This window comes from Streptomyces sp. NPDC090127 (assembly GCF_044746945.1).
Lineage (GTDB): Bacteria > Actinomycetota > Actinomycetes > Streptomycetales > Streptomycetaceae > Streptomyces.
The window spans coordinates 262967-289280 of the sequence record NZ_JBIVDE010000004.1; the positions used below are offsets into that span (position 1 = coordinate 262967).

The 26314-nt window shown below is 73.3% G+C and carries 22 protein-coding genes; 13 read left to right on the forward strand and 9 right to left on the reverse strand.

Annotation, left to right across the window (positions count from 1 at the left end):
• The first annotated feature begins 13 nt into the window (after window positions 1-13).
• The 3 genes from ACIPPS_RS16775 to ACIPPS_RS16785 are packed head-to-tail and all read left to right on the forward strand — an operon-like array spanning window position 14 to window position 3263.
• Window positions 14-844 (forward strand): enoyl-CoA hydratase, encoded by an 831-nt coding sequence (locus ACIPPS_RS16775; RefSeq protein WP_401432027.1) that lies wholly within the window; start codon window positions 14-16, stop codon window positions 842-844.
• On the forward strand, window positions 844-1992 hold the full coding sequence (locus tag ACIPPS_RS16780; protein ID WP_401432029.1) for an acyl-CoA dehydrogenase family protein: 1149 nt from the start codon (window positions 844-846) through the stop codon (window positions 1990-1992). Before ACIPPS_RS16775 ends, ACIPPS_RS16780 begins: the two co-directional genes overlap by 1 nt.
• The gene (locus ACIPPS_RS16785; protein ID WP_401432032.1) at window positions 1992-3263 is read left to right on the forward strand and encodes an acyl-CoA dehydrogenase family protein; all 1272 of its coding nucleotides are present in this window, start codon (window positions 1992-1994) and stop codon (window positions 3261-3263) included. The genes ACIPPS_RS16780 and ACIPPS_RS16785 overlap by 1 nt, the downstream gene beginning before the upstream one ends.
• Here ACIPPS_RS16785 and ACIPPS_RS16790 read toward each other — a convergent pair.
• The 5 genes from ACIPPS_RS16790 to ACIPPS_RS16810 form a co-directional block, all read right to left on the reverse strand.
• Window positions 3258-3773, reverse strand: a complete 516-nt coding sequence (locus ACIPPS_RS16790; RefSeq protein WP_401432034.1) for a pyridoxamine 5'-phosphate oxidase family protein — start codon at window positions 3771-3773, stop codon at window positions 3258-3260. The genes ACIPPS_RS16785 and ACIPPS_RS16790 overlap by 6 nt on opposite strands.
• 41 nt (window positions 3774-3814) lie before the next feature.
• Window positions 3815-4207 carry a VOC family protein gene (locus ACIPPS_RS16795; protein WP_401432037.1) on the reverse strand — a complete coding sequence of 131 codons (393 nt, stop codon included), beginning with the start codon at window positions 4205-4207 and terminating at the stop codon, window positions 3815-3817.
• A 51-nt stretch (window positions 4208-4258) separates the two neighbouring features.
• A complete protein-coding gene (locus ACIPPS_RS16800; RefSeq protein ID WP_401432039.1) occupies window positions 4259-4978 on the reverse strand; it encodes a VWA domain-containing protein in 720 nt (239 codons plus the stop codon).
• Between the two features lie 63 nt (window positions 4979-5041).
• On the reverse strand, window positions 5042-6136 hold the full coding sequence (locus ACIPPS_RS16805) for an acyl-CoA dehydrogenase family protein (RefSeq protein WP_401432042.1): 1095 nt from the start codon (window positions 6134-6136) through the stop codon (window positions 5042-5044).
• Window positions 6133-7668 carry a FadD3 family acyl-CoA ligase gene (locus ACIPPS_RS16810; protein ID WP_401432045.1) on the reverse strand — a complete coding sequence of 512 codons (1536 nt, stop codon included), beginning with the start codon at window positions 7666-7668 and terminating at the stop codon, window positions 6133-6135. Before ACIPPS_RS16810 ends, ACIPPS_RS16805 begins: the two co-directional genes overlap by 4 nt.
• Window positions 7669-7815: 147 nt before the next feature.
• On the opposite strand from ACIPPS_RS16810, the gene ACIPPS_RS16815 reads away from it, so the two are divergent.
• Window positions 7816-8391 (forward strand): flavin reductase family protein, encoded by a 576-nt coding sequence (locus tag ACIPPS_RS16815; protein WP_401432048.1) that lies wholly within the window; start codon window positions 7816-7818, stop codon window positions 8389-8391.
• Here ACIPPS_RS16815 and ACIPPS_RS16820 read toward each other — a convergent pair.
• Entirely contained in the window at window positions 8277-8921 is a 645-nt protein-coding gene (locus ACIPPS_RS16820; RefSeq protein WP_401433101.1) for a PadR family transcriptional regulator, read from the reverse strand. The genes ACIPPS_RS16815 and ACIPPS_RS16820 overlap by 115 nt on opposite strands.
• Window positions 8922-9009: 88 nt before the next feature.
• Here ACIPPS_RS16820 and ACIPPS_RS16825 point away from each other — a divergent pair, with 88 nt between their 5' ends.
• The 4 genes from ACIPPS_RS16825 to ACIPPS_RS16840 are packed head-to-tail and all read left to right on the forward strand — an operon-like array spanning window position 9010 to window position 12741.
• On the forward strand, window positions 9010-10134 hold the full coding sequence (locus ACIPPS_RS16825) for an LLM class flavin-dependent oxidoreductase (protein WP_401432050.1): 1125 nt from the start codon (window positions 9010-9012) through the stop codon (window positions 10132-10134).
• Complete coding sequence (locus tag ACIPPS_RS16830) at window positions 10131-10856, forward strand: glucose 1-dehydrogenase (RefSeq protein WP_401432052.1); 726 nt, start codon at window positions 10131-10133, stop codon at window positions 10854-10856. The genes ACIPPS_RS16825 and ACIPPS_RS16830 overlap by 4 nt, the downstream gene beginning before the upstream one ends.
• Window positions 10853-11734 (forward strand): alpha/beta hydrolase, encoded by an 882-nt coding sequence (locus ACIPPS_RS16835; RefSeq protein WP_401432055.1) that lies wholly within the window; start codon window positions 10853-10855, stop codon window positions 11732-11734. The genes ACIPPS_RS16830 and ACIPPS_RS16835 overlap by 4 nt, the downstream gene beginning before the upstream one ends.
• Window positions 11731-12741 (forward strand): hypothetical protein, encoded by a 1011-nt coding sequence (locus ACIPPS_RS16840; RefSeq protein WP_401432058.1) that lies wholly within the window; start codon window positions 11731-11733, stop codon window positions 12739-12741. Before ACIPPS_RS16835 ends, ACIPPS_RS16840 begins: the two co-directional genes overlap by 4 nt.
• Window positions 12742-12932: 191 nt before the next feature.
• On the opposite strand, the gene ACIPPS_RS16845 is transcribed toward ACIPPS_RS16840, so the two are convergent.
• The 3 genes from ACIPPS_RS16845 to ACIPPS_RS16855 form a co-directional block, all read right to left on the reverse strand.
• Window positions 12933-14393, reverse strand: coding sequence for a glutamate synthase subunit beta (locus ACIPPS_RS16845; RefSeq protein WP_401432060.1), 1461 nt, complete (start codon window positions 14391-14393; stop codon window positions 12933-12935).
• Window positions 14386-18945, reverse strand: a complete 4560-nt coding sequence (gltB, locus tag ACIPPS_RS16850) for a glutamate synthase large subunit (RefSeq protein WP_401432062.1) — start codon at window positions 18943-18945, stop codon at window positions 14386-14388. The genes ACIPPS_RS16845 and gltB overlap by 8 nt, the downstream gene beginning before the upstream one ends.
• A gap of 484 nt (window positions 18946-19429) precedes the next feature.
• On the reverse strand, window positions 19430-20158 hold the full coding sequence (locus ACIPPS_RS16855) for a VIT1/CCC1 transporter family protein (RefSeq protein WP_401432064.1): 729 nt from the start codon (window positions 20156-20158) through the stop codon (window positions 19430-19432).
• A gap of 221 nt (window positions 20159-20379) precedes the next feature.
• On the opposite strand from ACIPPS_RS16855, the gene ACIPPS_RS16860 reads away from it, so the two are divergent.
• From ACIPPS_RS16860 to rbsK, 5 genes are read left to right on the forward strand one after another with little or no spacing between them, the layout of a single operon-like run.
• Window positions 20380-21393, forward strand: coding sequence for an ADP-ribosylglycohydrolase family protein (locus ACIPPS_RS16860; protein ID WP_401432066.1), 1014 nt, complete (start codon window positions 20380-20382; stop codon window positions 21391-21393).
• Window positions 21390-22835: an ADP-ribosylglycohydrolase family protein gene (locus ACIPPS_RS16865; RefSeq protein WP_401432068.1), complete on the forward strand. Its 1446-nt coding sequence runs from the start codon at window positions 21390-21392 to the stop codon at window positions 22833-22835. Before ACIPPS_RS16860 ends, ACIPPS_RS16865 begins: the two co-directional genes overlap by 4 nt.
• The gene (locus tag ACIPPS_RS16870) at window positions 22810-23970 is read left to right on the forward strand and encodes an ADP-ribosylglycohydrolase family protein (protein ID WP_401432070.1); all 1161 of its coding nucleotides are present in this window, start codon (window positions 22810-22812) and stop codon (window positions 23968-23970) included. The genes ACIPPS_RS16865 and ACIPPS_RS16870 overlap by 26 nt, the downstream gene beginning before the upstream one ends.
• A complete protein-coding gene (locus tag ACIPPS_RS16875) occupies window positions 23967-25394 on the forward strand; it encodes an ADP-ribosylglycohydrolase family protein (RefSeq protein ID WP_401432072.1) in 1428 nt (475 codons plus the stop codon). Before ACIPPS_RS16870 ends, ACIPPS_RS16875 begins: the two co-directional genes overlap by 4 nt.
• Window positions 25391-26311, forward strand: a complete 921-nt coding sequence (gene rbsK, locus ACIPPS_RS16880; protein ID WP_401432075.1) for a ribokinase — start codon at window positions 25391-25393, stop codon at window positions 26309-26311. The genes ACIPPS_RS16875 and rbsK overlap by 4 nt, the downstream gene beginning before the upstream one ends.
• Window positions 26312-26314 lie beyond the last annotated feature (3 nt).

Consider the following 26314-nt stretch of genomic DNA (forward strand, 5'->3'; position numbering starts at 1 on the left):
GGGAAGGAGCGAGATGCCCGTGCTGTACGAGCGTCGCGGCCCGGTCGCGTACGTGACGATGAACCGCCCCCGCTACCGCAACGCCCAGAACTCCGCCATGACCTACGCCCTGGACGAGGCCTTCTACCGGGCGGCGGACGACTCCGAGGTCGCGGTGGTCGTGCTCGCCGGCGCGGGCGAGCACTTCTCCGCGGGCCACGACATCGGCACTCCCGAACGCGACGCCCACCTCCCCTTCGAGCGCCGCGCCGGACTGTGGTGGGACCACTCCGACAAGCGCGGCGCCGAGTCCCGCTTCGCCCGCGAGTCCGAGGTCTACCTCGGCATGTGCCGACGCTGGCGCGAACTGCCCAAGCCGGTCGTCGCCTCCGTCCAAGGGGCGTGCGTGGCGGGCGGGTTGATGCTGGCCTGGGTCTGCGACCTGATCGTGGCGAGCGAGGACGCCTTCTTCGCCGACCCGGTGGTACGGATGGGGATCCCGGGCGTCGAGTACTTCGCCCACCCGTGGGTGATGCCACCCCGGATCGCCAAGGAGTTCCTCTACACCGGGGACCGGATGACGGCCCGCCGGGCGTACGAGCTCGGCATGGTCAACCGGGTCGTCGAGCGCGACGAACTCGCCGCCGCCACGACGGAGTTGGCGCTGCGCATCGCCGAGATGCCCCGCCTTGGCCTCGCCCTGACGAAGCGGGCCGTCAACCAGGCGGAGGACCTCCAGGGCCTGCACGCGGGCATGGACGCGGTCTTCGGCCTCCACCATCTCGCGCACGCCCACAACGCGGAGACCGCGGCGGACCCGCTGGGCGGGATGGACGTGGCGGCGATGAAGGAGGCGGGGGCCTGATGGATCTCTCGTACACCCCACGGGAGGCGGAGTTCCGCGCGGAGGCCAGGCGGTGGCTGCGGGCCCATGTCCCCGCCGAGCCCCTGCCCTCGCTGGAGACCGCGGAGGGCTTCGCCGCGCACCGCGCCTGGGAGGCCGAACTCGCCGCCGACCGCTGGTCGGTGGTCTCCTGGCCCGAGCGGTACGGCGGCCGGGACGCCGACATCTTCCGGTGGCTGGTCTTCGAGGAGGAGTACTACGCGGCGGGGGCACCCGGCCGGGTCTCGCAGAACGGCATCAACCTCCTCGCCCCGACGCTCTTCGACCACGCGACGGACGAACAGCGCGCCCGCGTGCTGCCGCCCATGGCGACCGGCGAGGTCGTCTGGGCGCAGGCCTGGTCGGAGCCCGGCTCCGGCTCGGACCTGGCGTCGCTGACCTCACGGGCGGTACGGACGGACGGCGGCTGGCTGCTGTCCGGACAGAAGACCTGGTCCTCGCGGGCGGCCTTCGCCGACCGGGCCTTCGGGATCTTCCGCACCGACCCGGTGACCGACCCCGCGCGGCCGCACCGGGGGCTGACGTATCTGATGTTCGACCTGCGGGCGCCGGGGGTGACGGTCCGGCCGATCGGCCGCCTCGACGGCAAGCCCGCGTTCGCGGAGCTCTTCCTCGACGAGGTGTTCGTGCCGGAGGAGGACGTGATCGGGGAGCCCGGCCAGGGCTGGCGGATCGCGATGTCCGCCACCGGCAACGAGCGCGGCCTGACGCTCCGCTCCCCCGGCCGCTTCCTGGCCGCGGCGGACCGGCTGGCCCGGCTGTGGCGGGAGACGGGCGAGGACCGGGGGGTGCGGGACCGGGTCGCGGACGCGGTGATCGGCGCGCGGGCGTACCAGCTCTTCACGGCGGGCGGCGCGGCCCGGTTCGCGGCGGGGGCCGGGGGGATCGGCGCGGAGTCCAGCCTGAACAAGGTCTTCTGGTCGGAGTACGACATCGCCCTGCACGAGACGGCGCTCGACCTGCTGGGCGACGAGCGGGAGGCCGCGGACGGCGCGTGGGGCGAGGGGTACGTCTTCTCCCTCGCGGGCCCGATCTACGCGGGCACGAACGAGATCCAGCGCGACATCATCGCCGAGCGGCTGCTCGGCCTGCCGAAGGGGCGGCGCTGATGCGATTCCTGCCGACGGAGGAGCAGCGCGACTTCGCGCGCTCGCTGGACGCGATGCTGACGGCGGCGGACACGCCGGCGGCGATACGGGCCTGGGCGACGGGCGACCCGGCACCGGGGCGCGCCCTGTGGTCCCGCCTCGCGCAGGCGGGCCTCTTCGCCCTGGCGGTCCCGGAGCCGTACGAGGGCCTGGGCCCCCTGCCCGTCGAACTGACGACGGCCTTCGTGGAGGCGGGCCGCCACGGGGTGCCCGGCCCGCTGGTGGAGACGGTGGCCGCGTCGGCGCTCCTGGCGGAGCTGGCACACCGAGGCGAACCGGGCCCGGCGAAGCGGCTGCTGCCGGGGATGGCGACGGGCGAGTCGGTGACGACGCTGGCCGTCGGCCGGGCCGGGGGCCGGATGGCTGAAGGCGGCGCTGAAGGCCGGGCCGGGGGCCGGATGGCTGAAGGCGGCGCTGAAGGTCGGGCCGGGGGCCGGATGGCTGAAGGCGGCGCTGAAGGTCGGGCCGGGGGCCGGATGGCTGAAGGCCGGGCGGAAGGCGGGCCCGGGGGCCGGATGGCTGGAGGCCGGGCGGAAGGCGGGCCCGGGGGCCGGGCCGCGGCTGCCGGGTCGGGGGCCGGAACGAGCGGCCTCGCCCTCGACGCCGACCGGGCCGACGTGATCCTCGTCGTGGACGGCGACGAGCTCCGGCTCGCCCCCGGGCACGAGGAGGTACGGGCGTCGGCCGACCCGGCGCGCCGGCTCGCGCGGCCCGCGTCCGGTGGAGAGGTGCTGGCGGCCGGGCCCGCCGTCGCGGCCGCCGTCGCGCAGGCGCGCGACTGGGCCATGCTCGCCACCGCCGCGCAGTCCCTCGGTGTCGGGCTCACCCTGCTCGACCGCACGGTGGTGTACGCCAAGCAGCGCAGCCAGTTCGGGGCGCCCATCGGCTCGTTCCAGGCCGTGAAGCACCGCCTGGCCGACACCCTCATCGCCCTGGAGTTCGCCCGCCCCCTCGTCCTCGGAGCAGCGGTCACGCTACGGAGCACCGATCTCGCGGCCGCCAAGGTCGCCGCCGGCGAGGCCGCGTACACCGCCGCCCGTACCGCCCTCCAGATCCACGGCGCCGTCGGCTACACCGAGGAGCTGGACCTCTCCCTCTGGCTGCGCAAGGCCCGGCCCCTCAGGGACGCCTGGGGCACCCCGTCCTGGTGCCGGGCGCGGGTCATGGAGACCTACGGCGGAGTCGTCGAGACGTACGACGACGCGGCCGTGGAGACCCACGGCGGGTCATGACTCCTCGCGCGGGGCGCTGTCGTCGTTGCCGCGCCGGAGCGTCCGCGCCGGGCGCCCCGGCGCCCAGGTGCGGACCACGAGCTCGTCCCCGTCGACGAAGGTGCGGACCACCTCCGTGAGCTCGACGCGGAAGAGGTGGAAGGGCTGCGGCTCGCCGGCCGCCTCCACGTACCGCGCGACGGTCTGCGCGTCGGTGACCTCGACCGCCCGCCCGGAGACCCGGACGTCGCCGCCGCCCATGTCGGTCCCCGCGCCCGGGTTGGCGAGCAGCGAGAGGCGCGGGTCGCGCCGCAGGTCGAAGGCCTTGCGGGAGTTCGGCATCATGCCGAGCCACAGCTCACCGAAGCGGAACCCCGCCTCGATGCCGCTGAGCCGGGGCGAGCCGTCCGTGCGCAGGGTGGCCAGAGCGTGGTGCGTGAACTGCCCGAAGCGTTCCCGCACGGTCTCGGCGAACGCGGGTTCGGCGGCCGCGAAGGCCGCCCAGGTGACTCCGGTGTCGGTGTTTCCCATGGTTCAAGGAAACACCGAATTCCCGACACCTTCTGTCTCGATCACTCCGCCTGTCCGGATGACTGCGCGCGCTCGGCGGCCGACCGCTCCACGCAGAACTCGTTCCCCTCCGGGTCCGCCATCATGGCCCACCCCGTACCGTCCGCGTTCCGGCGGTCGTCGACGAGCGTGGCGCCGAGCGCGAGGAGACGCTCGACCTCCTCGTCGCGGCTGCGGTCCTGCGGCTGGAGGTCGAGGTGCACCCGGTTCTTGACCGACTTCGCCTCCGGCACCGTGACGAAGAGCAGGCCGCTGCCGGCCGTCTCCACCAGCGCCTCCGGGTCACCGGGCCGGTCGTCGTCGGAGACCTTGGTGTCCAGGACGGCGGCCCAGAAGGTCGCCAGGGTGTAGGGGTCGGAACTGTCGATCGTCACGTGCCGCACGAGAGATGCCATGGCGTCAGCCTCGCGCACCGGGCGGGGGCCGTGCCAGCCGATATCGTCGGCCTACGAGCGGACGACGGACCGGGCCCGGGCGGCGGCGAGCCAGGCGGGGAAGTCGGCGACGAGACGGTCGTACAGCTCGTCGTCCGGGACCCTGCGCGGGTCCGTACCGGCGTGGAAGAAGCCGGCGTTGTCGACGCACCGCTTCTCCGGGACGGGCAACTCGTCCAGCTTCCGCAGGAATTCGAACTGCCGGCTGCGGGGATCACCGAAGCCGATGAACTGCCAGAACATCGGCAGCTCGGACGCCTTGCACAAGTACCGTTCGGCCGCGAGCTTGTTGATCGGGCCGCCGTCGGTCTGGAAGACGACGAGCGCGGGGGCGGTGGCGCCGCTGTCGAGGTAGTGGTCGATGACGGCGTCCATCGCCAGGTGGTAGCTGGTCTTGCCCATGTGGCCGAGTCCACGGACGATCCGGTCGATCCGCCCCTGGTGGTCGGCGAGTTCGATGTCGGTCTCGGCGTCGATGTCGGTGGAGAAGAAGACCACCGGCACGCGTCCGTCGTCGTCCAGGTTGGCCGCGAGCCCCAACACCCGGTCGGCCAGAGCCTGGACGCTGCCGTCCCGGTAGTAGGGCGTCATCGAGCCCGAGTAGTCGAGCACCAGGTAGACGGCGACCCGCTGCCCGTCCATCCCGTGCTTGCGCAGGGACACCCCCGCCGACTTGTACAGACTCACCAGCGCCGGTGCGGTCTCCTCGACCTTGCGCAGACTCAGCCCCACGGTCGGCCCCCCTCCCTCTGTCCAGGGGGACCCCTTTCCCCCCGGAGTGCCGAGCGTACGGGATCAGGGTGCGGGAACGAGGCCGAGCGCGGCGGCGATACGGCCCCGGTACGCGGCGGGCGGGCCGAGGAGACGGGCGGACTGGTGCGCGCGCTTGAGGTGGTCGTGCGCCGGGTGTTCCCAGGTCACGCCGATCCCGCCGTGGAGCTGGATCATCTCGCCCGCCACCGTCTCGTACGTCTCCGAGCAGGCCGATCTCGCGGCCGCGGCGGCCAGCGGCTCGGCGTCCGCGTGCGCGGCGGCCAGGGCGAGGGAGCGCGCGGACTCGACGGCGGTGTGCAGGTCGGCCAAGCGGTGCTTGACGGCCTGGAAGGAGCCGATGGGCCGGCCGAACTGGACCCGCTCGCCGACATGGCGGACGGTGATCTCCAGGGCCCGCGCGGCGCCCCCGACCTGCTCCGCGGCGAGGACGGTCGCGGCCACGTCACGTACCCGCGTGAGGACGCCCTCCCCGTCGGCGGCGAGAAGCCGGGCGGGTGCCCGGTCGAGCCGGATCCTGGCGAGCGGGCGGGTCCGGTCGAGGGTGGGGACGGGGGTGAACTCCCCCGCTCGGTCGCGCAGTTCGTAGAGTCCCAGGCGGCCGGTGCGGTCGTCGCGGGCGAAGGCGAGGCAGACATCGGGGCGTTCGGGCGCGGCGAGGACGTACTCCTTGCACCCCGAGAGGTACGCGTCCCCCGCCGTGGCCCCCGCTCCCGTCGCCGCACCCGCCCCCCTCGCCGCCCCCGTCGCCGTCGCGGCGATCGGCTCCGGCTCCCAGCCGCCGGCCTCCGCCCACCCCAGCGCGCCGGTCCGGGTGCCCTCGGCGAGGCCGGGGAGGAGCCGGGCGCAGGCGTCCCAGTCGGCGGCGGCGAGCAGGGCGGTCACGGTCAGGACGGCGGAGCCGAGGAACGGGACCGGGCTGAGCGCCCGCCCCAGCTCCTGCGCCACCACCGCGATCTCCGGCAGCCCGCAGCCGAGCCCGCCGTACGCCTCCGGTACGGCGAGGGCCGCCACGCCGACCTGCCCGGTCAGCGGCGCCCAGGCCGCCGCGCCCTCGTGGCGGGCGAGCACGGACCGTACCGCCGCGCGCAGGTGGTCCTGTTCGGGTGTCGTCCTCATGCGTCCTCTCCTCTCGCCGCCCGGCGCAGTTCGCCCTTGAGGAGCTTCCCGCCCGCGTTGCGCGGCAGCTCCGGTACGACGACGAAGCGGCGCGGGACCTTGAAGTTGGCGAGCCGTTCCCGGGCCCAGGTGGTCAACTCGTCCTCGTCGAGGGCGCGGTCGGTCACGACGAAGGCGACGCCGACCTCGCCGAGGCGGGCGTCCGGCGCGCCGACGACGGCGGCGTCGCGCACCGCGTCATGGCCGAGGAGGACGTGCTCGATCTCGGCCGGGTAGGCGTTGAAGCCGCCGACGACGTACATGTCCTTGAGCCGGTCGGTCACCGCGAGGTAGCCCCGCGCGTCGAGGGTGCCGATGTCGCCGGTGCGCAGCCAGCCCCCGTCCACCACCGCCTCGGCGGTCGCCGCCGGGTCGTCGAGGTAGCCGCGCATGACGTGGTGGCCGCGGACCTGGATCTCGCCCGGCTCTCCGGGACCGAGGACCGCGCCGAGCGGGGAGGCGATCCGGATCTCGGTGTCCGGCAGGGGCAGGCCGACGGTGTGGGCGACGGTGGCGGCGTCGGCGTCCGTCGGACAGACGGAGACGACACCGCAGGATTCGGTGAGACCGTACGCGGTGAAGACCTCCGGCGCGCCGAGTGCGCCGCGTATCTCCTCGACGAGCGCGGCGGGGACGGTGGCCGCGCCGGTCCCGGCGAGGCGGAGCGCCGAGAGGTCGTGCGCGGCGCGGCGGGGGTGGTGGATCAGGCCGTGGAAGACGGTCGGCGGCCCCATGAGGCAGGTGACGCGCTCGGCGGCGATCCGTTCCAGGACGCGGTCGGCGTCGTAGACGGCCTCGGGCAGCATGGTCGCGCCGGCCAGCAGGCAGGCCAGCACCCCGGCCTTGTAGCCGAAGGTGTGGAAGAACGGGTTGACCAGCAGATACCGGTCGCCGGCGCGCAGTCCGACGAGCCGGGCCCAGTCGGCGTAGACGCGCAGGGTCTGGCCGTGGGTGGTCATCACGCCCTTGGAACGGCCGGTGGTGCCCGAGGTGTAGAGGATGTCGCAGAGGTCGTCGGGGCCCACGGCGGCGGCGCGGGCGACCCGCTCGGCGTCGGGCACGGCGGCCCCGGCCGCGAGGTAGGCGTCCCCGTCGGGGCCGTGCAGGGTGAGGGTGGAGCGCAGGGCGCCGAGGTCCTCGCCGGAGCCGTGCAGGGCGGCGGCGTAGTCGGTGCCGAGGAAGTCGTGTTCGGTGAAGAGGAGTCGGGCGCCGCTGCGGCGCACGATGTCGGCGGCCTCGGCGGGCTTGTAACGGGTGTTGACCGGTACGAGCACGGCGCCGACCGCGACCGCGCCGAGGGCCGCGACGATCCAGCGACGGCTGTTGGGGGCCCAGATCGCGACCCGGTCGCCGTGCCGTACGCCGTGGGCGACGGCGGCCCGCGCGCCGGCGGCGACCTCGTCGCGTAGCCGGGCGAAGCTCCAGCGGACCTCACCGTCGACGAGTGCCTCCCGGCCCCGACCGGTGTGCGTCGCGGCGGCCCACGCGGGCAACTCGCCGATTGTGCGGGGTAGTTGCCGTGGCACTTGCTGGGGGCTGATCACTGACCCTCCCTACTTGACGTGCGAGCGTGCCGGGTATCCAATCACAGCTGTTTCGGTTAGGCATATACCTAGTAGGAACATTCCTCAGGAGGTCCCATGGATCCCACCGGCATGAAGTCCGCCCTGGCCGGCTTCTGCACGGGCGTCGCCGTCATCACCGCCCTCGACCCGGCCGAAGGACGGCCCGTCGGCATGGCGGTGCAGTCCTTCTCGTCCGTCTCGCTCGACCCGCCGCTGGTCTGCTTCTGCCCGGCGCACACCTCGTCGACCTGGCCGCGGATCCGTGCGGCGGGCCGGTTCGCGGTGAACGTGCTCGCCGCCGATCAGGAGGAGCTCTGCCGGCGCTTCGCGGTGACGGGCGGCGACAAGTTCGCGGGCACGGCCTGGCGACCCGGCGCCCACGGAGCCCCGCTGCTCGACGGGGCGCTCGCCACGGTCGAGTGCACGCTGGACGCGGTACTGGACGGGGGCGACCACGCCATCGCCCTGGGCCGGGTCGACGGGCTGACGGCGCACCGGGCCGAGGACACCGGCCCGCTGCTCTACTTCCGCCGCACCTACGGCCGCTTGCCCTCACCGGAGGCCGGAGCGGCCCCCTTCGCCGCGCGCGCCCTCTCCAGCTCCTCGATGTCGGCGAGCATGGCGTCCGCCAGGTCCCGCTCGGAGGCGTAGTACCGCTCGGCCCACTTCAGGGTGAGCGTGGGGTAAGCCCACGCCTCCTCGGCCTTCGACCCGTCCACGTCGGTCTGCGCGCGCAGGCGCATGGTCTCGGCGAACTCCCGGTGGCGGGCGAGGACGTCCCGCATCTGCTCGGGTTCGAGGAGGTGCCCGAGCCAGAGCCGCAGCATCGGCCCGTGCTTGAGGACCGGCGGGTCGACGGGCGCGGTGCGCGCCCAGGTGCGGACGGCGGCCATCCCCTCGTCCGTGATCCGGTAGACCCGCTTGTCACGGCTGCCCGTCTCCTGGGCGACCATCCGCGAGGTGGCGTAACCGGCCCGCTCCAGCCGTTTCAGCTCGCTGTAGATCTGGCTGAACGAGGGGCTCCAGTAGAAGAAGCGCAGGGACCAGTCCGACCACTTCTTGAGGTCGTAGCCGGACAGCTCCTCCCCGAAGGAGAGCAGCCCGAGCACCGCCCAGCTGGTCGCGGGGAGCGCCGGGATCCCCGGATCGCCCCCCTGGCCCTTGCCGTCCGCCGTCGTCATGTCCGCCACGGAGCGAAGTCTACGACCCCCCTTCCGCACCCTAGGTATGCCTGCTAGAAGTATTCCTATTCGAAATAGAGGAGTTCACGTGAAGTTCTCCATGATCTTCGAGGCCCAGCTCGTCGACCCGACCCCCGAGCGGGAGCGCCAGGTCATCCACGACTGCGTCGAACAGGCCGTCCACGCCGAGAAGATGGGCTTCGACCGCGTCTGGGCGGTCGAGCACCACTCCCTCACCCAGTACGCGCACATGAGCGCGTCCGAGATCTTCCTGACCTGGGTCGCCGCCCGCACCGAACGCATCCGGATCGGCCACGGCGTCGTCACCATGCCCTTCGGCTACCAGCACCCGGTGCGGGTGGCCGAGCGCGCCGCGATGCTCGACGTCCTCAGCGGCGGACGGGTGGACGTCGGCGCCGGCCGGGGCGCGACCCGCCAGGAGATGCGGATGTACGGGGTGCGCCCCGAGGACACCTATCCGCAGATGGAGGAGGCGCTGCGGATCTTCTCGCACGCCTGGCGCGAGGAGCGGTTCGAGTGGCACGGCTCGATCGACATCGGCCCGGGCGCCATCCTGCCCCGCCCCGTGCAGGACCCGCACCCGCCGCTCTTCATGGCCTGTTCGAAGCACGAGACCCTCAGGCTCGCCGCCGAACTCGGCATCGGCGCCCTGGTGATGGGCTTCGCGGGCGCCGACGACGTGCGCGCGATGCGCACGGTGTACGACGAGGCCATCGCCGCACGCGACGGCTCCCGGCTCGTCTCCTCCGAGGTCAACGACCACTTCTCGGCGCTCTGCCCGACGATCGTCCTGGACGACGCGGAGCGCGCCCTGCGGCTCGGCACGCGCGGTCAGCGCTTCTTCGCCGAGTCGATCGCCCACTGGTACGGCAACGCCCCCGCGCCGACCGGCTACGCGGAGGACGAGGACCACACGGGCGCGCTGGAGCGGCGCCGCGAGGAGCTGGTGGCCCGTCTGCACGAGGCGAACATCCCGGCCCGCCCGGTCGACACGGGCACGTACAACACCGACCACGCCTACGGGGACGCCGAGACCGCCATCGCGTACGTCGAGCGACTGCGCCGGATCGGCGTCGACGAGGTGATGTGCCTGATCCAGATGGGCACGGTCCCGCAGGAGGTCTGCATGGAGACCATCCGGCAGTGGGGCGAGAAGGTCATCCCGCACTTCCGTGCGCTGGAGGGCAAGTGACCTCCCTGACGGGCAAGGTCGTCCTGATCACCGGCGCGGCGCGCGGCCAGGGCGCGGCCGAGGCCCGGCTCCTGGTGGCGGCCGGCGCGCGGGTGGTCTGCACGGACGTACGGGAGGAGGAGGGCAGGGCGGTCGCGGCGGAGCTGGGCGACGCGTGCCGGTTCGTGCGCCACGACGTGACGTCGGCGCGGGAGTGGCGGACGGCGGTGTCGGCGGCCCTCACCCCGTACGGCCGGCTGGACGCCCTGGTCAACAACGCGGCGCTGTGGCGGACGGCCCCGGTGGAGTCGGAGACGTACGAGAACTTCGAACTCCTCCTCAGGGTCAACCTGTTGGGCCCCTTCCTGGGCATCCAGGCGGTCGTACCGGCGCTGCGCGAGGCGGGCGGCGGCTCGATCGTGAACGTGTCGTCGACGGCCGGCCTGGTCGGCATCCCGGGCCACGCGGCGTACGGGGCGAGCAAGTTCGGACTGCGCGGCCTGACCCGCTCCTCGGCACTCGACCTGGCGCGGTACGGGATCCGGGTCAACTCGGTGCACCCGGGAGCCGTCGACACGCCGATGACGGCGGCGGTCGCCGACAAGGACTGGTCGCACGTCCCGCTCGGCCGGATGGGCCGGCCGGAGGAGGTCGGGGGCCTGATCGCCTTCCTCGTCTCGGACGCGTCGTCGTACATGACGGGGGCCGAGTTCACGGTGGACGGGGGGCTGACGACCGGATGACGGAGCGGACCGATCCCCTGACCCCGGCGGCCCGCACCCTGTGCGACGCGATGTCGGCGGGCTTCCCGGGCCCGGGCTCCCCGGAGGAGCTGAGGGCGGCGGCCCGGGCGGGCGTACGGGACGTGCCGCCCTCCCGCGAGACGACGGCGAACGGCGTACGCGTACGGCTGTACGGCGCCGATCCGGAGGCCGGCCGCCCGGTCGTCGTCTTCGCCCACGGCGGCGGCTGGGTCCTGTGCGACCTCGACACGCACGACGGGCTGTGCCGGGAGCTGGCCGCCCGCGCCGGCGCGCACGTGGTCTCGGTGGACTACCGGCGCGCCCCGGAACACCGCTTCCCGGCCGCCGAGGACGACGTGTACGCGGTCCTGCGGTGGGCGGCCGCGCGGCACGACGGCCCGCTGATCCTGGCGGGCGACTCCAGCGGCGGCAACCTGGCGGCGGGCGCGGCCCGACGCGCCCGGGACGCGGGCGGCCCGCCGGTCGCGGGGCAACTCCTCTTCTACCCGGCCCTTGACCACCGCCTGGACTCCCCGTCGGCCGAGACGTACGCCGAGGGCTTCTTCCACACCGCGGCCCATATGCGCTGGTACTGGGAGCAGTACCTGGGCCCGGCCGGCGACCCGGTCGCCGCCTCCCCCGGTCTCGCGCCCGAACTCGCCGGGCTGCCGCCCGCCCTGGTGGTCCTCGCGGACTGCGACCCCCTGCGGGACGAGGGCCTCGCGTACGCCCGCCGCCTCTCCGCGGCGGGGGTCCAGGCCCAGGTCCACCTGCACACCGGTGTCTTCCACGGGTTCCTCGGAGCGCGGGGCGTGCTGCCGGAAGCGGAAAAGGCGCTCGACGGCGCCGCGGCCTGGGTGACTACCGTGTGCGGGTGAAGCCCACCACCCCGTACCGCCCGCTCGACATCACGATCCCGTTCCCCGAACTGACCGCCTACGCCCGCACGGCGACCCGGCTGCACCCGCGCCGGGGCACGCCGACGGCGGCGGACAGCTCGGTGGGCGGGCCGCTGCTCTGGCCGACGGACGAGGCGTGGCCGGTGTGCGGGGAGGCGCACGGGCGGGTGCGGGGGGTACGGACGGAGCGGGCGCGGCGGTACGAGCGGATGGTCGAGGAGGCCTGGGCGCGGCCGCGGCCGGCGGACGCGGAGGGCCTGCCGTACACCGACGCGGAGCGCGTCGAACTGGACGCGATGTCGTCCTCCGGTCACCAGCCGGACCGGCACGACGGGACGCCGCTCCCGCTGCTGGCCGTCGCCCAGTTCTACGCCCGGGACGTGCCGGACCTGGCAGGGTTCGCGCCGCCGGGGACGGACCTGCTCCAGGTGCTGTGGTGCCCGTTCACGGGCCATGACGACGAGGGGGCGTTCAGCGACATGGGCCCGTCGACGCGGCTGCGCTGGCGCCGGGCGGCGGACGTGACGGAGCCGCTGGCGCGGCAGCCGGAACCAGCGATCGTGGAGCGGACGCACTATCTGCCGCGGCCCTGCGTGCTCTTCCCCGAGCAGGTCGTCGACCACCCCTTCGGGGACTGTCTGCCCCGGGAGCTGGACGAGCGGATCCAGGCCTGGGAGGACGCCCTCGCGGAGCGGGCCGGGGCAGCGGCGCCGCGCTACCAGGACGACCTGTCCCTCGCGCCCGGCTGGAAGATCGGCGGCTGGGACTCCTGGCACAGGACGGACCTGGTCCGGGTCTTCTGCCGGGAGTGCGGCACGGAGATGCGGGTGCTGCTGACGATGGACGCGTACGACTCCGGGGGCAGCTGGGGCCCGTACCCGCCGGTCGACCGGCCGACGGGCATCACGGTCGGGCGGGACGGCGAATACCGCGCCTTCACCTGCCCGTCCAACCCGACCCGCCCGCACCGCATGAGCATCCAGTAGCACCCGACCGCCCTCCACCCCACCGCCCCGCACCGCGGACGCACCGCGGACGCACCGCGGACGCACCGCGGACGCACCGCGGACGCACCGCGGCGCCCGCCCAGTCGTCCGGTCGGGGACATTCGGGGGGCGCCGCGCTCAGTTCCGTACGTCGTTGTACGGGACGTCTTGGGGACGGGACGGACGGTCGGTCAGACCGTCAGGGCTCGGTCCGTCGGGCGGATCGGGGCCGGGAGGTCGCTCGCGCCCGTCAGGAAGCGGTCGACACCGCGGGCCGCCGAGCGGCCCTCGGCGATCGCCCAGACGATCAGCGACTGGCCGCGACCCGCGTCACCGGCCACGAACACACCACCGACGTTGGTGGCGAAGTCCGCGTCGCGAGCGATGTTACCCCGCTCGTCGAGGTCTAGACCAAACTGCGCGACCAGGCCGTTCTCCACGTCCGTGCCCGTGAAGCCCATCGCCAGCGTGACCAGCTGCGCCGGGATCTTCCGCTCGGTGCCGGGCTTCTGCGTCAGCTTGCCCTCGACGAACTCGACCTCGGCCAGGTGCAGGAACTGCACGTTGCCGTCCTCGTCGCCCTCGAAGTGGGTGGTGGAGACGGAGTAGACCCGCTCGCCGCCCTCCTCGTGCGCGGAGGTGACCTTGTACAGCATCGGGAACGTCGGCCAGGGCTGGCCGGCCGCCCGGTCCTCGCCCGGACGCGGCATGATCTCCAGCTGCGTGACCGAGGCCGCGCCCTGGCGGTGGGCGGTGCCCACGCAGTCCGCGCCCGTGTCGCCGCCGCCGATGACGACCACGTGCTTGCCCTCGGCCGTGATCGGCGGGGAGACGAAGTCGCCCTCGACCACCTTGTTGGCGAGCGGCAGGTACTCCATCGCCTGGTGGATGCCGGACAGCTCACGGCCCGGGACCGGCAGGTCGCGCGCGGTCGTGGCGCCCGCGGCGATGACCACGGCGTCGTACCGCTTGCGCAGGTCCTTCGCCGTGATGTCGCGGCCGATCTCGACACCGGTACGGAACTTGGTGCCTTCCGCGCGCATCTGCTCGATACGGCGGTTGATGTGCCGCTTCTCCATCTTGAACTCGGGGATGCCGTAGCGAAGCAGGCCCCCGATCCGGTCCGCCCGCTCGAAGACGGCGACCGTGTGGCCCGCCCGCGTCAGCTGCTGGGCCGCGGCGAGACCCGCCGGACCCGAGCCGATGACAGCGACGGTCTTGCCGGAGAGCCGCTCGGGCGCCTGCGGCTTGACGTCGTTGGCGTCCCAGGCCTTGTCGATGATGGAGACTTCGACGTTCTTGATGGTGACGGCCGGCTGGTTGATGCCGAGCACGCACGCCGCCTCGCACGGAGCGGGGCAGAGCCGCCCGGTGAACTCCGGGAAGTTGTTCGTGGCGTGCAGCCGCTCGGACGCCTGCGACCAGTCCTCGCGGTAGGCGTAGTCGTTCCACTCGGGGATCAGGTTCCCGAGCGGGCAGCCGTTGTGACAGAACGGGATGCCGCAGTCCATGCAGCGGCCGGCCTGCTTGCTGATGATCGGCAGCAGGGAGCCGGGAACGTAGACCTCGTTGAAGTCCTTGACTCGCTCGCCCACCGGACGGGTCTTGGCGACCTCGCGCCCGGTGGTCAGGAAGCCCTTGGGGTCAGCCATTGGTCGCCGCCTCCATCATCTTCTCGGTGGTCTCGGCCTCGGAGAGACCGGCGAGCTCAGCGGCGTCCTTGGCGGCGAGCACTGCCTTGTACGTGGACGGGATGATCTTGCTGAAGCGCTCCGCGTTCGCGGGCCAGTCGGCAAGAAGCTTCTCGGCGACCGTCGAGCCGGTCTCCTCCTGGTGGCGGCGCACGACGTCGTGCAGCCACTGCTTGTCGGCGTCGTCGAGCGGCTCGACGGCGGACAGGTTGCCCGAGTTGACGTTGTCCCGGTCGAGGTCGACGACGTACGCGACGCCGCCCGACATGCCGGCCGCGAAGTTGCGGCCGGTCTCGCCGAGGACGACCGCGCTGCCGCCGGTCATGTACTCGCAGCCGTGGTCGCCCACGCCCTCCGAGACCACCAGCGCGCCGGAGTTGCGGACGCAGAAGCGCTCGCCGGTGCGGCCGCGCAGGAACAGCTCGCCGCCGGTCGCGCCGTACCCGATGGTGTTGCCGGCGATGGTCGAGTACTCGGCCAGGTGGTCGGCGCCCCGGTCCGGGCGGACCACGACACGGCCGCCGGAGAGGCCCTTGCCGACGTAGTCGTTGGCGTCGCCCTCCAGGCGGAGGGTGACACCGCTCGGCAGGAAGGCGCCGAACGACTGGCCCGCGGAGCCGGTGAAGGTGATGTCGATGGTGTCGGCCGGCAGACCCGCGCCGCCGAACTTCTTCGTCACCTCGTGGCCGAGCATGGTGCCGACCGTCCGGTTGATGTTGCGGATCGCGACCTGGGCCCGGACCGGCTGGGCCTCCTCGGCCGTCGCCGCGCCCAGCGCCTCGGCGGCGAGCTCGATCAGCTCGTTGTCGAGGGCCTTCTCCAGACCGTGGTCCTGCTCGATCAGGGCGTGGCGGACCGCGCCCTCGGGCAGCTCGGGCACGTGGAAGAGCGGGGCGAGGTCCAGGCCCTGCGCCTTCCAGTGCGTGACGGCCCGGCTGGTGTCGATCAGCTCGGCGTGGCCGACGGCCTCTTCGAGCGTACGGAAGCCCAGCTCGGCGAGGAGCTCGCGGACCTCCTCGGCGATGAACTCGAAGAAGTTGACGACGAACTCGGGCTTGCCGGAGAAGCGGTCGCGCAGGACCGGGTTCTGGGTGGCGATGCCGACCGGGCAGGTGTCCAGGTGGCAGACGCGCATCATGACGCAGCCGGAGACGACGAGCGGCGCGGTCGCGAAACCGAACTCCTCGGCGCCGAGCAGCGCGGCGATGACGACGTCACGGCCGGTCTTGAGCTGGCCGTCGGTCTGCACGACGATCCGGTCGCGCAGGCCGTTGAGCAGCAGCGTCTGCTGGGTCTCGGCCAGGCCGAGCTCCCAGGGTCCGCCCGCGTGCTTCAGCGAGGTCAGCGGCGAGGCGCCCGTACCGCCGTCGTGGCCGGAGATGAGGACGACGTCCGCGTGCGCCTTGGAGACACCGGCGGCGACCGTGCCGACACCGACCTCGGAGACCAGCTTCACGTGGATGCGGGCCGCCGGGTTGGCGTTCTTGAGGTCGTGGATCAGCTGAGCCAGGTCCTCGATGGAGTAGATGTCGTGGTGCGGCGGCGGGGAGATCAGACCGACACCCGGAGTGGAGTGCCGGGTCTTGGCGACCCACGGGTAGACCTTGTGGCCGGGCAGCTGGCCGCCCTCGCCGGGCTTCGCGCCCTGCGCCATCTTGATCTGGATGTCGTCCGCGTTGACCAGGTACTCGCTCGTCACACCGAAGCGGCCGGAGGCGACCTGCTTGATCGCGGAGCGGCGCGCCGGGTCGTACAGGCGGTCCGGGTCCTCGCCGCCCTCACCGGTGTTGGACTTGCCGCCCAGCTGGTTCATGGCGACGGCGAGGGTCTCGTGCGCCTCGCGGGAGATGGAGCCGTACGACATGGCGCCGGTCGAGAACCGCTTGACGATCTCGGAGACCGGCTCGACCTCGTCGATCGAGATCGCTTCCCGGTCGGAGCTGAGGCCGAAGAGCCCGCGGAGCGTCATCAGGCGCTCGGACTGCTCGTTCACCCGGTCCGTGTACTTCTTGAAGATGTCGTACCGCTTGTTGCGCGTGGCGTGCTGGAGACGGAAGACGGTCTCCGGGTCGAACAGGTGCGGCTCGCCCTCGCGGCGCCACTGGTACTCGCCGCCGATGTCGAGCGCGCGGTGCGCGGAGGGGACGCCGGAGACGGGGTACGCCTTGGCGTGGCGGGCGGCGACCTCCTTGGCGACGACGTCGAGGCCGGCGCCGCCGATCTTGGTCGCGGTGCCGTTGAAGTACTTCTCGACGAAGGCCGTGTCCAGGCCGACGGCCTCGAAGACCTGGGCGCCGCGGTAGGAGGCGACGGTCGAGATGCCCATCTTGGACATGACCTTCAGGACGCCCTTGCCGAGGGCGTAGATCAGGTTGCGGATGGCCTGCTCGGGCTCCAGGCCGTCGATGAAGGTGCCGGCGCGGACCAGGTCCTCGACGGACTCCATCGCCAGGTACGGGTTGACGGCGGCGGCGCCGTAGCCGATGAGGAGGGCCACGTGGTGGACCTCGCGGACGTCGCCGGCCTCGACCAGCAGACCCACCTGGGTGCGCTGCTTGGTGCGGATGAGGTGGTGGTGGACGGCCGCGGTGAGCAGCAGCGACGGGATCGGCGCGTGCTCGGCGTCGGAGTGCCGGTCGGAGAGGACGAGCAGGTGGGCGCCGCCCTCGATCGCCGCGTCGACCTCGGCGCAGATCTCCTCGATGCGGGCGGCGAGCGCGTCGCCGCCGCCGGAGACCCGGTACAGGCCGGACAGGGTCGCGGCCTTCATGCCGGGCATGTCGCCGTCGGCGTTGATGTGGATGAGCTTGGCCAGCTCGTCGTTGTCGATCACCGGGAAGGGCAGCGTGACGCTGCGGCAGGACGCGGCGGTCGGCTCCAGGAGGTTGCCCTGAGGGCCGAGCGAGGAGAGCAGCGAGGTGACGAGCTCCTCGCGGATGGCGTCCAGCGGCGGGTTGGTGACCTGCGCGAAGAGCTGGGTGAAGTAGTCGAACAGCAGCCGGGGGCGCTCGGAGAGGGCCGCGATCGGCGAGTCCGTGCCCATGGAGCCGAGCGGCTCACCGCCGGTGCGGGCCATCGGCGCGAGGATGATGCGGAGCTCTTCCTCGGTGTAGCCGAAGGTCTGCTGGCGGCGGGTGACCGAGGCGTGGGTGTGCACGATGTGCTCGCGCTCGGGCAGGTCGGAGAGCTCGATCTCCCCGGTCTCCAGCCACTCGGCGTACGGGTTCTCGGCGGCGAGGCCGGCCTTGATCTCGTCGTCCTCGATGATCCGGTGCTCGGCCGTGTCGACGAGGAACATCTTGCCGGGCTGGAGGCGGCCCTTGCGGACGACCTTCGCGGGGTCGATGTCGAGGACGCCGACCTCGGAGGAGAGGACGACGAGGCCCTCGTCGGTGACCCAGTAGCGACCGGGGCGCAGGCCGTTGCGGTCGAGGACCGCGCCCACCTGCGTACCGTCGGTGAAGGTGACGCAGGCCGGGCCGTCCCAGGGCTCCATCATCGTGGAGTGGAACTGGTAGAAGGCGCGCCGGTCCGGGTCCATGGAGTCGTGGTTCTCCCACGCCTCGGGGACCATCATCAGGACGCTGTGCGGGAGCGAGCGGCCGCCGAGGTGGAGCAGCTCCAGGACCTCGTCGAAGGAGGCGGAGTCGGAGGCGTCCGGCGTACAGATCGGGAAGATCCGCTCCAGGCTGCCCTCGCGGAAGAGGTCGGAGGCGAGCTGGGACTCGCGGGCCACCATCCAGTTGCGGTTGCCCTTGACCGTGTTGATCTCGCCGTTGTGCGCGACGAAACGGTAGGGGTGGGCCAGCGGCCAGCTCGGGAAGGTGTTGGTGGAGAACCGGGAGTGGACCAGGGCCACGGCGGTGGCGCAGCGGCGGTCCGACAGGTCCGGGAAGAAGGGCTCCAGCTGGCCGGTGGTCAGCATGCCCTTGTAGACGATGGTGCGGGCGGAGAGCGACGGGAAGTACGTCCCGGCCTCGCGCTCGGCGCGCTTGCGCAGCACGAACGCCTTGCGGTCGAGGGCGATGCCCTCGCTGCTCCCGTCCGCCACGAAGAGCTGACGGAAGACGGGCATGGTGGCGCGGGCGGAGGCGCCGAGCAGCTCGGGGGCGACGGGGACCTCGCGCCAGCCGAGGACGTCGAGACCCTCCTCGGACGCGATCGTCTCGATCTGCGAGACGGCCTGTGCGGAGCCGTCGGCAGGGAGGAAGGCGATACCGACGGCGTAGGAGCCGGCGGCGGGCAGGTCGAAGTCGGTGACCTCGCGCAGGAAGGCGTCCGGGACCTGGAGCAGGATGCCGGCACCGTCTCCGGAGTCCGGCTCGGAGCCGGTGGCGCCGCGGTGCTCCAGATTGCGCAGTACGGTCAGCGCCTGCTCGACCAGCGCGTGGCTGGCAACACCGGTCAGGGTGGCCACGAACCCGACACCACAGGCGTCGTGTTCGTTACGGGGGTCGTACATCCCCTGCGGAGCGGGGCGACCGTCCATGGGCGACCAGGCGTCGGAACGCATCGGCTCTCCCGTCGTCGTCGTGGCATATGCAGCTGCCGAGGGACGACGTTGGCCCTCCGCGAAATTTCGTGCAGGTTACATGATGGCTGGCTTCTCGCGAAGTGGATAGCACATTCCAGCATGCGGACACCGCTGACACTGAGCGGTGATGGTGGTTCACGCGTGAAGAGGTGGTTCCGGGTGGAGCTCGGGGCCGGTTCACGGTCGATTCCATGGGTCGAAACGTCGATCGATCCATGTCGGCCCCAGGGGACGGAGGGCCCGTCGCTGTGCGGGCCTCATTGCCCGCGGCGCTTACGCCTCATGCCCGGTGGTTAAGCGTTCGAAACCGCCGGGTAACGGCTACATATGTCGCGCTGTGCATAGTGTCTCATCGGGCGACCGATCCGCCCAGGGGATATACATCACAGCAAGCATGCACGTGGAAGGCCCCCGCCGCAGGGCGAGGGCCTTCGTGCGGAGTCTCCGCTGAGGCGCCGCAGGGTCAGAGCGCGGCACCGAAGAGCATGCCGAGCCCGTACGTGACGGCAGCGGCTGCGCCACCCAGGACGAGCTGGCGCAGCCCGCTGAACCACCAGCTGCGGGCGGTGACCCGGGCGACGAGCGCGCCGCAGGCGAAGAGGCCGAGGAGCGCCAGCAGCACGGCGGGCCAGAGCGCGCTCGCGCCGAGCAGGTACGGCAGGACGGGAAGCATCGCGCCGAGCGCGAACGAGCCGAACGACAACACGGCGGCGGTCACCGGCGACGGCAGGTCGTCGGGGTCGATGCCCAGCTCCTCGCGGGCGTGAATCTCCAGCGCCTGCTCCGGGTCCCGGGAGAGCTGCATCGCGACCTCGCGGGCGAGCGCGGGCTCGACGCCCCGCGAGACGTACAGCGCGGCGAGCTCCTCCATCTCGTCGACCGGGTGCTTGCGCAGCTGGCGGCGTTCGACGTCCAGTTCCGCCTGGACCAGCTCGCGCTGCGAGGCGACGGAGATGTACTCGCCGGCCGCCATGGAGAAGGCGCCCGCCGCCAGTCCGGCGAGCCCGGTGATGACGATGGTCTGCTGGGAGACCGCGCCGCCCGCGACACCGGTCATCAGGGCGAGGTTGGAGACCAGTCCGTCCATCGCGCCGAAGACCGCGGGACGGAGCCAGCCGCCGTTCACATCGCGGTGCGTGTGGTTGTCGCGGTGGGCCTCGTGCAGTGGTGCGTGCGCTTCGATGATGGACATGCCTCTCCCCTGTTCGTTCCAGCGGGCCGGATCGCTCCCGCCGCCCCCGACACCCTCGAAAATACGCGCGATGTAAGGGGCGCGCCAGCAAGGCAGGCCGTACTTAGTAAGGCGCACCTTGCTCACCTGGCGGGGTGTCAGCCGGGTGACAGAGACGTTTCTTCGACGTCATCGGATCCCCGGCGTGGCACAGATCCAGGAACGGTGAAAAGGGGTGCGAGATGGTGAGCGAGACGGGAACGTCGATTGCATGCGACACGCGCGAGCGCGCGAGGGGCGCGCTCCTGGGCCTCGCGGTCGGTGACGCGCTCGGAGCGCCCGCCGAGAACATGCGCCCGTCGGAGATCCGCCGCCGGTGGGGCCGGATCGAGGGCTTCGTGACGGACAGTCCGGCCGGTACGGACGACACGGAGTACGCGATCTTCTCCGGGCTGCTGCTCGCCCGGCACGGCTCGGCGCTGACGGTCCAGCACGTCGAACGGGCCTGGCACCACTGGATCGCGGACCTGGACGAGGGCCCGTTCCGGGGCGCGGGCTTCAGCGAGCGGGGCACCCTGGAGAACCTGCGGCGCGGCCTCGCGGCTCCTATCTCCGCCCAGCACCGGCACGCCTGGTCGGACGGCCTGGCGATGCGGGCGGCGCCGTTCGGGGTGTTCGCGGCGGGCCGCCCGGCGGAGGCGGCCCGGCTCGTCGCCATCGACGGCACCGTCAGCCACGACGGAGAGGGCATCTACGGCGGCCAGGCGGTCGCGGCGGGCGTGGCGGCGGCGATGGGCGGCGCGTCGGTGACCTCGGTCATCGCGGCGGCCCTCTCGGTGGTCCCGATGGACTCCTGGACGGCCCGCTCGATGCGCCGCGCGGTGGTCGCGGCACAGCGGGTGGAGCCCGACGCCCTGGTCCGCGAGCGCACGGTCCGCTCGGCGGTCGTGATCGGCGGCTACCCCTGGACGGACCTGGCCCCGGAGGCGGTGGGCCTCGCGTTCGGCGCGTTCGCGGCGGCGCGCGGTGACTTCCGTACGGCGGTCCTGACGGCGGTCAACATGGGCCGCGACGCCGACACGACGGCGGCGGTCGCGGGCGCCCTCGCGGGCGCGGCCTCGGGCGTCTCGGCGATCCCCGAGGAGTGGGCGACGGCGATCGCTCCGGTGACGGGCAGCTGCCTGCCCTCCATGCGCGGCTACCACGTCCTGGACATCGCTGACCTACTGACAACGAACGAGGAGGAAGCGGCATGACCACGGACCGGCCCTCGACCGCTGCCACCGCGTCTGCCGCTGTGGGCAACCGTCCCACCCCCGCCGGTGCCGCTCCAGCCGTGGGCAACCGTCCCAGCCCCGCCGCAGCCGCTCCAGCCGTGGGCAACCGTCCCACCCCCGCCGCAGCCGCTCCAGCCGTGGGCAACCGTCCCACCCCCGCCGCTGCCGCTGTGGGCAGTCGTTCCGCAGGGCGGATCGGGTGGGCAGAGCCCACGAGACCGGGCGCCCGGGACAAGGTCGGCGCGCACGGGAGCCCGGGGGCCGCACACGAGGCCCGCCGCGAGGCCATCGCCGGTCTCCTCCTCGGCCTCGCCGCGGGTGACGCCGCCGGCTGGCCCGCGGCCAGGCACCGAGCCGCCCGCATGCCCGAATGGACCCGCCGCCTCACCCGCGAACTCGACACCTTCGCCGAACAGAACGCCACCACCACCCTCCCCGTCCCCATCGCCCTCAACCAGCCCCCCGAACCCCTCCGCCTCGGCCCCTCCGACGACGCCGAATGGGCGGTCTTCACCGCCGAGGCGGTCCTCGCCGCCACCGGCCCCCTCTTCGCCACGCTCCCCCCGGACCGCCGCCTCCGCGCCGCCGTCGATCTCGCCTGGAACTCCCTCGCCAGCCAGATCGCCGCCGCCTCCGAGCGCGCCCCCGAGGTCGAGTCGGCCGTCCTCCCCCTCCGCGCGCGGATCTCCGTACGCGCCGGGCTCGGCAATCTCGCCACCGGCCTCCGCCCGCCCGCCACCGGCCACGACAACCCGCACTACTTCGACGACGCCGCCTGCGTACGGGCCGCCGTGCTGGCGATCGTCCACCCCGGCGACCCGGTCGCCGCCGCCGAACTCGCCGAGTTCGACGCCCGGTACACCCAGGACGGCGACGGCGTGCACGGCGCCCGCGCGATGGCCGCCGCCGTCGCCGCGGCCCTCGGCGGGGCGACCGTCGACGAGGCCGTGGACGCGGCGCTCGCCCAACTCCCGCCCACCACCGAGATCGGCCGCAACGCCGCGCAGGCCGTCAAGATGGCCCAGGACGCGACGAGCGCCTTCGAGCTCGTCCCCCTCCTGGAGCACCAGATCGTCGACCACGTCTACAGCTACGGCATCGCCGCCGCCGAGACGCTCCCCGTCGCCCTCGCCCTGACGCTCGCGGCGCGCGGTGAGGTGTCGGGAGCGGTTCCCGCCGCCGCCTGCCTCTCGCGTGTCGCGGACTCCGCCCCGGCGCTCGCGGGCGCGCTCACCGGTGCGCTCGGCGGCGCCGACTCCCTCCCCGCGACCTGGCGCGACGCCTGCCGCACGCTCGCGGGGTGCGCGCTGCCCCGGCTCGCGGGGACGGACCTGGTCGAACTCGCCGGGCTCCTCGGAGACACGGAACTGGCCAGCCAGGGTGGACAATTCCGACATGACCCCCACACCATCACTCGATGACCGCATCACCGGCAGCCTGATCGGGGCCGCCGTGGGCGACGCCCTCGGCGGCCCGGTCGAGGGTTACACCCCCGACCAGATCCTCGAACGCCACGGCGGCCGTGTCATGGGCATCGTCGGTCCCTGGAACGGCGACGCGTGGCGTACGGCCCGCCCCATCGCGCCGTACCACAAGGGCGACGGGCACGTCACCGACGACACCTTGATGACCCACGCGCTGATCAGGGTCTACGAGAAGGTCCGCGACCACCTCGACGCCTACGCGGTGGCGGACCATCTGGTGCCGGACCTGATCTCCACGCCGGTCTGGATCCCGGAGCTGGAGTCGCGGGCCCTCCCCCTCCAGCGGATCTTCCTGGCGGAGAAGTGGCTGGTGGCACGGCTCCACTACGGACACGTCGACCCGCGCGAGGCGGGCAGCGGGAACATCGTCAACTGCGGTGCGGCGATGTACATGGCGCCGGTGGGTCTGGTGAACGCGGCCCACCCCGAAGCGGCGTACGCGGAGGCACTCGACATCGCGGCCCCCCACCAGTCGTCCTACGGTCGGGAGGCGGCGGGGGCCTTCGCGGCGGCGGTGGCGGCGGCGTGCGCGCCGGGGGCGACGCCGGAATCCGTGGTGGGGGCGGTGGTGGCGCTGGCGAAGGACGGCACGCGCGCGGCGATCGAGGCGGTCGCCGAAGTGGCCTCCGGGCACAGCGACTTCGAGTCGGCGCTGGTCCCGCTCCGTAGGGCGGTGGAGCCGTTCGACACGGTGGGCGCGGACTACCGGGCGCCGGGCCTCGGCGCACGCCGCCCGTCGCGCCTGCACGCGATCGAGGAGCTCCCGGTCGCGCTGGGCATGCTGCTGGTCGGCGCGGGCGACTACCGGCGTACGGTGCTCGGCGCGGTCAACTACGGCCGTGACTGCGACTCGATCGCGACGATGGCGGGCGCGATCGTGGGCGCGCTCGGCGGCGAGCCGGCGGTCCCCGCCGGCTGGGCGAAGCAGGTCGCGGAGGCGAGCCGCCTGGACCTGCATGCTCCGGCGCGAGCCCTGACGGCGGTCGCGCACGAGGTCTTCGCCCGCGACACGGCCCGGCGCCGGGCCCACGAGTCGGCGTACGCGGCCCTGACGAACGCGACCCCGCGATGAACCTGCGCGTCACCTGGGTCCAGCCGGAGGACCTCGTCGGCCACGAACTCCGCCAGGCGGCGGAGGACGGCCGCGACGCCGGCGCCCTGGTGGCCCGCTGGCAAGCGGCGGGAGGCCCCCCGGCCCCCCTGACAGCGGGCGCCTCCCCCACCCCCCGCCCGGACCTCCGCCCCCTGGCCGAAACCCTCCTGTCCGAACTGGCGACCCTGCCCACCACGCCCGCGCGCGAAGCGCCGCGGTCCCCCGTCGGCGCCGAGGCGGTCCCGCCCACCCCCACCGCCCCCGAAGCGCCGCAGGTCCGGGGGGACGGGGGCGGAGTCCCCGGGCTCGTCAGGGTTTCGGGGAGGGGCGGGGTGGGGGGAGGGGCCGCGCTGCGGGAGCGGTTGCATGCCGCGTGGCTCGGGCGGGCCGCCGGGTGTCTGCTCGGGAAGCCCGTCGAGAAGTTGCCCCTCGACGCCATCCGTCGTCTCGCCCGCGCCGCCGGCAACTGGCCCCTCACCAGCTGGTTCACCGAGCGCGGCGTACCTCCGCACCTCCTCGCCGCCCACCCCTGGAACCGGCGTTCCGCCACCACCTCCCTCGCCGAGAACATCGACGGGATGCCCGAGGACGACGACCTCAACTACCCCCTCCTCAACCTGCTCCTCCTCCAGCGCTACGGCCGCGACTTCACCACCGCCGACGTCGCCCGCCTCTGGCTCGACGAACTCCCCGCCGGCCGCACCTTCACCGCCGAGCGCGTCGCCTACCGCAACCTCCTCGACGGCATCGAACCCCCGCTGACCGCCTCCCACCGCAACCCCTTCCGCGAGTGGATCGGCGCCCTGATCCGCGCCGACGTCCATGGCTGGACGCACCCCGGCGACCCGGGGGCCGCCGCCGAGCAGGCCCACCGGGACGCCGCGCTCACCCACACCGCCAACGGCCTCCACGGCGCCCGGTTCGTCGCCGCGACGATCGCCACCGCTGCCACCGGCACCGCCGACGTCCACCAGGCCCTCGCCACCGGGCTCTCCGTCGTCCCGCCCCGCTCCCGGCTCGCCGACGCCGTCCGCCTCGGCATCGGGACCGCCCGCACCACCCCCGACTTCGAGGCGGTCGTGGACCGGCTCCACGCCACCCTCGGCGGGTATCACTGGGTCCATGTCGTCCCCAACGCCGCTCTCCTCGCCGCCGCCCTCACCCACGGCGACGGCGACTTCTCCCGCACGATCTGCGCGGCGGTCTCCGGCGGCTGGGACACCGACTCCAACGGCGCCACCGCCGGCTCCGTCGCCGGTCTCCTCGCCGGCCACCCCGACCGGCTGCCCGAGCGCTGGACCGCCCCGCTCAAGAACCGGCTCGCCACCTCGATCCCGTCCTTCGACGGCATCGGCTTCGACACCCTCGCGGAACTGACGTATCTGGAGGCAGTACGCCCATGACCAGCATCGTGGTGCTCGGGAGCACCAACATGGACCTCGTCGCCTTCGTGGACCGGGCCCCCGCACGCGGAGAGACCGTCACCGGACGGGAGTTCCGGACGATCCCCGGCGGCAAGGGCGCCAACCAGGCCGTCGCCGCCGCCCGGGCCGGCGCCGACGTCTCGATGATCGGCGCCGTCGGCACCGACGAGTTCGGCGCGCGCCTCCACGCCGCCCTGGAGAGCGCCGGTGTCGACACCGACCTGCTGCGCGCCGCCGAAGGCCCCTCCGGCACGGCGCACATCGTCGTCGACGACGAGGGCGGCAACGCGATCGTCGTCGTCCCCGGCGCCAACGGCACCGTCACCTCCCTCGACCACGGCGACGAGGCCCTGATCGCCACCTCCGACGCGCTGCTCCTCCAGCTCGAACTCCCCCTCTCCGCCGTCATCGAGGGCGCCGTCACCGCCCGCCGGCTCGGCGTCCGTACCGTCCTCACCCCCGCCCCCGCCCGGCAGCTGCCCCCCGAACTCCTCGCCGCGACCGACCTCTTGGTCCCCAACGAGCACGAGGCCGCCGCGCTCACCGGGCTCGCCGACCCGCGCGCCGCCGCCACCGCCCTGCTCGCGCACGTCCCCGAGGTGGTCATCACGCTCGGCGCGGCCGGCAGTCTCTACGCCGCCCGCGACCGCGAACCGTTCACGGTCCCCGCCCCGCACGTCCGCGCCGTCGACACCACCGCCGCGGGCGACACCTTCGTCGGCGCGCTCGCCGTCGCCCTCGGCGAGGGCCTCCCCGCCCGCGAGGCGATGGCCTGGGCCTCCACCGCCGCCGCGCTCTCCGTCCAGCGCGAGGGCGCCTCGTCCTCGATGCCGTACCGCTCCGAGATCGACGCGGCCCACGACTCCTTCACCGGCCGGGAGGTCGACACCGTATGACGC